The 7732-nt window shown below is 70.5% G+C and carries 3 protein-coding genes and 1 pseudogene; 3 read left to right on the forward strand and 1 reads right to left on the reverse strand.

Annotation, left to right across the window (positions count from 1 at the left end; all coding sequences use genetic code 11):
• Positions 1-198: 198 nt before the first annotated feature.
• Both AB0J39_RS36480 and pdhA read left to right on the forward strand, forming a co-directional pair.
• On the forward strand, positions 199-810 hold the full coding sequence (locus AB0J39_RS36480) for a helix-turn-helix domain-containing protein (RefSeq protein ID WP_363473235.1): 612 nt from the start codon (positions 199-201) through the stop codon (positions 808-810).
• A 166-nt stretch (positions 811-976) separates the two neighbouring features.
• Positions 977-2062, forward strand: a complete 1086-nt coding sequence (gene pdhA, locus AB0J39_RS36485; protein WP_363473237.1) for a pyruvate dehydrogenase (acetyl-transferring) E1 component subunit alpha — start codon at positions 977-979, stop codon at positions 2060-2062.
• A 33-nt stretch (positions 2063-2095) separates the two neighbouring features.
• On the opposite strand, the pseudogene AB0J39_RS36490 reads toward pdhA, so the two are convergent.
• Positions 2096-2814, reverse strand: a pseudogene (locus AB0J39_RS36490) (DUF2071 domain-containing protein).
• Between the two features lie 322 nt (positions 2815-3136).
• Here AB0J39_RS36490 and AB0J39_RS36495 point away from each other — a divergent pair.
• On the forward strand, positions 3137-7732 hold a 4596-nt coding region (locus AB0J39_RS36495), incomplete at its 3' end, for a ThuA domain-containing protein (protein ID WP_363473239.1).

Raw genomic sequence — 7732 nt, forward strand, 5'->3', positions numbered from 1 at the left:
CTCAGTACCGATGTAGTTGTGATTGAGCATCCTGGCCTCTTCCTGAGCCAGGACGACAACCCGCCGCGCACGGTCGGTGAACCTCTCGAACATCTGCACTCCTCGCTGCGGCGTGACCTACAATCGGAGTCTCCACTTCGGTTATAGGCTATGAAGCGGCGAATCCGGATGTCAATCGAGGCGTGGGAGAGCCGAGGGATGCCGAACGATCAGCGCGTTCCCGAGCCGGACACCCCCGCCGGGCCGGTGAGAGCGCTGCGCGCCGACGCCCAGCGCAACCGGGCGCGCATCCTGGAGGCGGCCGAGGCCGTCTTCGCGGCCAAGGGCCCCTCCGCCTCCACCGAGGAGATCGCCCAGAAGGCCGGAGTCGGGATCGGCACCGTCTTCCGGCACTTCCCCACCAAGGAGTCCCTGCTCAAGGCGATCATGCACGCCGTCGCCGTCAGGCTGGCCGAGGAGACCCGCGCGCTCGCGGCGGAGGGCGACCCCGCCACCGCGTTCTTCACCTTCTTCACCCGGACCGTGGAGCAGGCCGCGGAGCAGAAGACCGTCGTCGACCTGCTCGCGCAGGCGGGCATCCCGGTCACCGTGGCCAAGCCGGTCCTCGCCCTGCGTGAGGCCGTCGAGGTGCTCGTCGGCAGGGCCCAGCAGGCCGGGGCCGTACGTTCCGACGTCCGGGCGCCGGAGGTCATGGCCCTGCTGATCGGCCTGTGCCAGGCGTCCCTGCACACCCGGTGGGAGCCGGATCTGCGGGCCCGCACGCTCGCGATCGTCCTCGCGGGACTGCGCCCCGACACCGCGACCGGCTGACCCTCACCTGCCCGCCGCCGACGAGAAAGCGCAGCTCATCGGCGTGGCGGGCACGCCGTGTGATCCCGTGGGCCGTACAGCCGGAATGATTGGCTTCGCACGGTGCCGACGACCTCGCGGTGATGGAGGCGCCGGCACCGGTCACCGTTGTCAGAGAGGAGACGACGTGCGGCGCCAGGACGAGGCCGAAGATCTGGTCCAGCTGCTCACGCCCGAAGGCGAGCGTGTCGCGCACCCCGAGTACGACCTGGATCTGTCGAAGAGCCAGTATCGGGGGCTGTATCGCGACATGGCGCTGGTCCGCCGGATCGACCGGGAGGCCTTCGCCCTCCAGCGTCTCGGCGAGCTGGGGATGTGGATCCCCTGTCTGGGGCAGGAGGCGGCCCAGATCGGTTCGGGCCGGGCGCTCGCGCCGGACGACCACGTCTTCCCCTCCTACCGGGAGCACGGCGTGGCCTGGTGCCGGGGCATCGCTCCCCTCACGCTCATGGGCATGCTGCGCGGCACCACGAACGGCGGCTGGGACCCCCGGGAGACGCGCTTCCACCTCTACACGATCGTCCTCGGCGCGCAGACGCTGCACGCCGTGGGGTACGCCATGGGGGTCCGCAGGGACGGCGACGACTCGGCCGTCGTGGCCTACTTCGGCGACGGGGCCGCGAGCGAGGGGGACGTCAGCGAGGCGTTCAACTTCGCGGCCGTGTTCGACGCGCCGGTGGTGTTCTTCTGCCAGAACAACCAGTGGGCCATCTCCCACCCCGTCGGGCGGCAGAGCCGGGCGCCGATCTACGAGCGGGCACGGGGCTTCGGCTTCCCCGGCGTACGGGTGGACGGCAACGACGTGCTGGCCTGCCTCGCCGTGACGAGGGCCGCGCTGCGGCACGTGCGCTCCGGGAGCGGGCCGTTCCTCATCGAGGCGTACACCTACCGGATGGGCCCGCACACCACCTCCGACGATCCGGGGCGCTACCGGCCCGCCGAGGAGGTGGACGCGTGGCGGAAGAAGGACCCGATCGCGCGCCTGCGGGCGTACCTGCTGCGGGAGGGCATGGCCGACGAGGCGTTCTTCACCGAGGTCGAGGAGGAGGGCGACCGCATGGCCCTCGAACTGCGCGACGGGGTCATCGCCATGCCCGACCCGCCGGTGGACGCCATGTTCGACCACGTCTACGCCGACCGGCACGCGCTGGTGGAGGAGGAGCGGGCCTGGTACGCCGCCTACCTCGACCGCTTCGAGGAGCCCCGCGCCTGACCCGCGCCCGCACTTCGGCCCGGCGATAGGACCTCAGGCCGGACGCCACATGCCGACCCGTACGAGCACGCCGGGAGAGGCGTGCACGAGCGGATCGTGGTCGGGCGCGGGCAGGCCGGCCGCCTCGAGCAGCCCCTGCTCCAGCCCGGACGCGTGGGCACGGTGGAGAGGCCAGCGCGGGTGTTCCACCTCCGCCGTCACCAGGCGGCCCGCCACGACCGTGAAGAGCCGGTACCGCTCCACGAGGAAGTCCGCGAGCCCGTCCCGCTCGGCCTCGCCCAGCGCGGGCCCGAGGTCGACGTCGACGTCGCACCGCGCCCCGGAGGGGCCCGGCCATCGGCGCGCGCAGCGGTAGCGGCGCCGCTCCCCCGCGCCGGTCACGGACATGTCCGACCAGTAGTACGGCAGCCCGTACGCGGCCCGGGCGCCCAGCACGGCGGGCAGGTTCCCGGCGTCCAGCGACAGGAACCACAGGCCGGCGCGGCCCCGGGCGTCCCGCGCGTAGGTGCGCACGTTGGTCTCGGGGAAGCGCGACAGCCCCGGCAGCGGCGGCAGCCCGGGCGCCCGCACGCCGCGCATCAGGAACGGCGTGAGCCCGACGTACGCGGCCCCTCGTAGGTGTCGACGGTGAGCCCGTCCGGCAGGAACGCCTGCACCAGCTCGGGCGGATATCTCCAGTGGATGAAGGTGATGTCGGACCAGTGGTGGTGCATCACCGGACGCTCGACCCGTCCTGCCGTTGGGGAGACCATGCCCGAGTTGCTACCCAGGAGACCCGTGACGGCACGCGGTCTGCGGATGGGCGTCGGCGAGCGAAGGAACTTTCGCTCGACTCGGCGAAAGTTATCCAGTTTTCACCGAACTATCTTCCCCTCACGGCAAAAGAAGCTTACGTTACGTGCGATCACCACTTCCAGGTGGATCTGTGAAGCGGGGTCGCGCGCCCGGGATCGTGCCGGGCGTACCGCACCGACGAAAGGAACCTCCGCCATGCCCCCCAGGCGGCCGACCGATCGCGTAAGAAAACGGATCGCACAGACTTGTGCCTTATTTCTGGCCTTCACGGGCCTGACCGTGCTCACCCCGGCCGCGCCGGCCCAGGCACACACGGCGCCCATCGACGCCGCCGACTACCAGCGCGTGGAGATGGCCAAGGGCGTCGCCGAGATGGGCGAGCCGATGACGATGACCGTGCTGCCCGACCTGTCGGTGCTGCACACCGCGCGTGACGGAGTCCTGCGGCGCACCGACGCCCGCGGCGACACCACCGTGGTCGGCACGCTGAACGTCTACACCCACGACGAGGAGGGCCTCCAGGGGGTCGCGGCCGACCCTGGCTTCGCGACCAACCGGTTCGTCTACCTCTACTACGCTCCCCGCCTCGACACCCCCGACGGCGACGCCCCGGCCACCGCGTCGGACTTCTCCGCCTGGAAGGGCGTGAACCGGCTGTCCAGGTTCACGATCAAGCCCGACTGGACGCTGGACAAGGGCAGCGAGGTCAAGATCCTCGACGTGCCGGCCGACCGCGGCATCTGCTGCCACGTGGGCGGCGACATGGACTTCGACGCCGACGGCAACCTCTACCTGTCGACCGGCGACGACAGCAACCCCTTCGACTCCTCGGGCTACTCCCCCATCGACGAGCGGCCCGACCGCAACCCGGCGTACGACGCCCAGCGCAGCTCGGGCAACACCAACGACCTGCGCGGCAAGATCCTGCGCATCAAGGTCAAGCCGGACGGGACCTACGACATCCCCGAGGGCAACCTGTTCCCGCCGGGCACCCCGGACACGCGGCCCGAGATCTACGCGATGGGTTTCCGCAACCCGTTCCGGCTGAGCGTCGACAAGGCCACCGGCGTCGTCTACGTGGGCGACTACGGCCCCGACGCCGGGACCAGCGACCCCAACCGCGGGCCGAGCGGCCAGGTCGAGTTCAACCGCGTCACCCGCCCCGGCAACTACGGCTGGCCGTACTGCACGGGCACCAACACCGCGGTCGAGACCTACAACAAGTTCACCTTCCCCTCCGGTCCCTCCGGGGCGAAGTACGACTGCGCCGGCGGACCGGTCAACGCCTCCCCGCGCAACACCGGGCAGCGCACGCTGCCGCCCGCCCAGCCCGCGTGGATCAGGTACGGCGGCGACGCCGGCTCTCCGCCCGAGTTCGGCGGCGGCTCCGAGTCGCCGATGGGCGGGCCGGTCTACCGCTACGACGCCGACCTGAAGTCCGCGGTCAAGTTCCCGCAGGACCTGGACGGCCACTTCTTCGCCGGTGAGCTCGGCCGCCAGTGGATCAAGGCGATCGACGTGAAGGCCGACGGGACGCGCGGCGACATCGCGAGCTTCCCGTGGACCGGCACGCAGGTGATGGACCTGGCGTTCGGTCCGGACGGCGCGTTGTACGTGCTCGACTACGGCACCGGCTACTTCAACGGCGACGCCAACTCGGCGCTGTACCGCTACGAGTACATCAAGGGCCGCGACCGTTCCCCGATCGCCGTGGCCAAGGCCGACAAGACCTCGGGCAAGACGCCTCTCACCGTCACGTTCTCCTCGGCCGGCTCCGCCGACCCCGAGGGCGCGACGATCACCTACGCCTGGGACTTCGGCGACGGCACCACCTCCACCGAGGCGAACCCGGTCAAGACCTACGACAAGGACGGCACGTACACCGCGACGCTCACCGTGCGCGACCCGGCGGGCAACAGCGGCAGCGCGAGCGTGCTCGTCACGGCGGGCAACACCGCGCCGACCGTGACCATCGAGACACCCACGGCGGGCAGCCTGTTCCAGTGGGGCGACTCGATCCCCTTCTCGATCAAGGTCACCGACCCCGAGGACGGCGAGATCGACTGCGCGAAGGTCAAGATGACCTACGTGCTCGGCCACGACAGCCACGGCCACCAGATCTCCTCGAAGACCGGCTGCTCCGGCGAGCTGACCATCCCGGTCGACGGTGAGCACGACGACGCGGCGAACATCTTCGCGGTGTTCGACGCCGAATACACCGACAAGGGCGGGCTGATCACCCACAGCCAGCACATCCTGCAGCCGCGTCACCGCCAGGCCGAGCACTACGGAGCCTCCCAGGGCGTCAACCCGATCGGGAAGAGCAACGCGCACGGCGGCAAGACCGTGGGTGACATCAACGCCGGCGACTGGATCTCCTTCAAGCCCTACGAGCTGAGCAAGGCCAAGGGCATCACCGCCCGCGTCTCCTCCGGCGGTAAGGGCGGCACCATGGAGGTGCGCGCCGGCTCGCGGACCGGCACCCTGCTGGGCAAGGTGAGCGTGCCCGTCACCGGCAGCTGGGAGACGTTCATCGACGTGTCCGCGCCGCTGTCGAACGCCCCGGCCGGGACGACCGAGCTCTACCTGGTCTTCCAGGGCCACGACGGCGCGCTGTTCGACCTGGACGACTTCACGCTGACGGCGGAGCCGCCGGCCGGCGCAAGCCCGGCACCGATCGTCGGCGCCGCCGGCCTGTGCCTCGACGTCGCGAACGCCGACCCCGCCAACGGCACCAAGGTGCAGCTCTACGAGTGCAACGGGACCGGGGCGCAGGTCTGGACCGTCAGCGGCAACACCCTCCGCTCGCTCGGCAAGTGCCTCGACGTGTCCAACGGCGGCACCGCCGACGGCACGCGGGTGCAGATCTGGGACTGCGTCTCCGGCGTCGGCGCGCAGATCTGGACGGTCGGCACCGACGGCACCATCAAGAACCCCCAGTCGGGCAAGTGCCTCGACGCGACCGACCCCGCCCAGATCGTCATCAGGACGTGTGACGGCCGCGACGCGCAGAAGTGGACGACGGCGACCCCGGGCAGCGGCGAGGGCGAGGTCCTGGTCTTCTCCCGTACGGCCGGCTTCCGGCACGACTCGATCCCGGCGGGCGTTCAGGCCATCAAGGACCTGGGCTTCAAGGTCACCGCGACCGAGGACCCCGCCGTCTTCACCACCGAGAACCTGGCGAAGTACAAGGCCGTGGTGTTCCTCAGCACCACGGGCGACGTGCTGAACGACGCCCAGCAGGCGGCCTTCGAGGCGTACGTCAAGGCGGGCGGCGGCTACGTGGGCATCCACGCCGCGGCGGACACCGAGTATGACTGGCCGTTCTACGGCGGCCTGGTCGGGGCGTGGTTCGCCTCCCACCCCGCCGTCCAGCAGGCGACCGTGAAGGTGGAGGACCGGGCCCACCCCGCGACCGCCCACCTCGGGCCGACGTGGACGCGCACCGACGAGTGGTACGACTACCGGACCAACGCCCGCAGCACCGCGCACGTGCTGGCCACCCTCGACGAGAAGTCGTACTCGGGCGGCAAGATGGGCGACGACCACCCGATCGCCTGGTGCAAGGAGTATCAGGGCGGCCGGTCGTTCTACACGGGCGGCGGGCACACGGCTGCCTCGTTCGCCGAGCCGGAGTTCCGGCAGCACCTGCTCGGCGGCATCAGGTACGCCATGGGCGCGCTCAAGGCCGACTGCCGTCCCGAGACCGGCTACACGACTCTCTACAACGGCAGCACCACCGGCTGGGAGCAGGCCGGCCCCGGCGGATTCACCAACGCCGACGGCACCCTGACCTCGCACGGCGGCCTGGGGCTGTTCTGGTACAAGGCGAAGGAGTTCCACTCCTACTCGCTCAAGCTCGACTGGAAGATGCGCGGCGACGACAACGCGGGTGTCTTCGTCGGCTTCCCCGCCTCGGATGACCCGTGGTCGGCGGTCGACAACGGCTACGAAATCCAGATCGACGCCACGGACGCTCCGGAGAAGACGACCGGGTCGGTCTACGGCTTCCAGTCGGCGGACCTCAAGGCCCGGGACGCCGCGCTCAACCCGCCGGGGCAGTGGAACACCTACGAGCTCCGCGTCGAGGGCGAGCGCCTGCAGATCTTCCTGAACGGCGTGAAGATCAACGACTTCACCAACACCGATCCCAAGCGGTCCCTCCAGCAGGGCTACGTGGGCATCCAGAACCACGGCGACGGCGACGAGGTGGCGTTCCGGAACATCCGCATCAAGGAGCTCGGCCCGGCGGAGGGCGACGTCACCGTCCAGGCCGAGAGCTGGACCGAGGCGAACGGCGTCGACACCTACCCCCACACCCCCGCGCACGGCGGCACCGTGCTCGGCTACGTGAACCCCGGCGACTGGGCGGCGTACGACGGCGTGGACCTCACCGGGGTCACCCGCTTCACGGCCCGGGTGGCCTCGCCCGACCCCAGCGGCGGCTTCGAGATCAGGACCGGTTCCCCGACCGGCCCCGTGCTCGGCACCGTCACCGTGCCGAACACCGGCGGGTGGGAGTCGTACGCGGACGTCTCGACGCCGCTCACGAACGTCCCCTCCGGGAGCGTGAAGCTCTACCTGGTGTTCACCGGGGCGAACTTCGACGTGGACGACTTCACACTCGTCCGCGGCCCGAAGAACGACGAGGTCAAGCTGACCGTGACGGCCGCGCCGCGCTGCATCGGCAGCTCGGCGTATCTGGCGGTCACGGCGGTCAACGACGGTGACGCGCCGGCCACGATCGAGCTGAACACCCCGTTCGGCAAGAAGACCGTGGCCGACGTGGCTCCGGGCAAGCAGGCCTACCAGTCCTTCAACACCCGGACCGCCCAGATCGACGCCGGCAAGGTCACCGTGACCGGCACCGCGACG

Origin of the sequence: Microbispora sp. NPDC049633 (assembly GCF_040675265.1) — a bacterium.
Classification (GTDB): domain Bacteria; phylum Actinomycetota; class Actinomycetes; order Streptosporangiales; family Streptosporangiaceae; genus Microbispora; species Microbispora maris.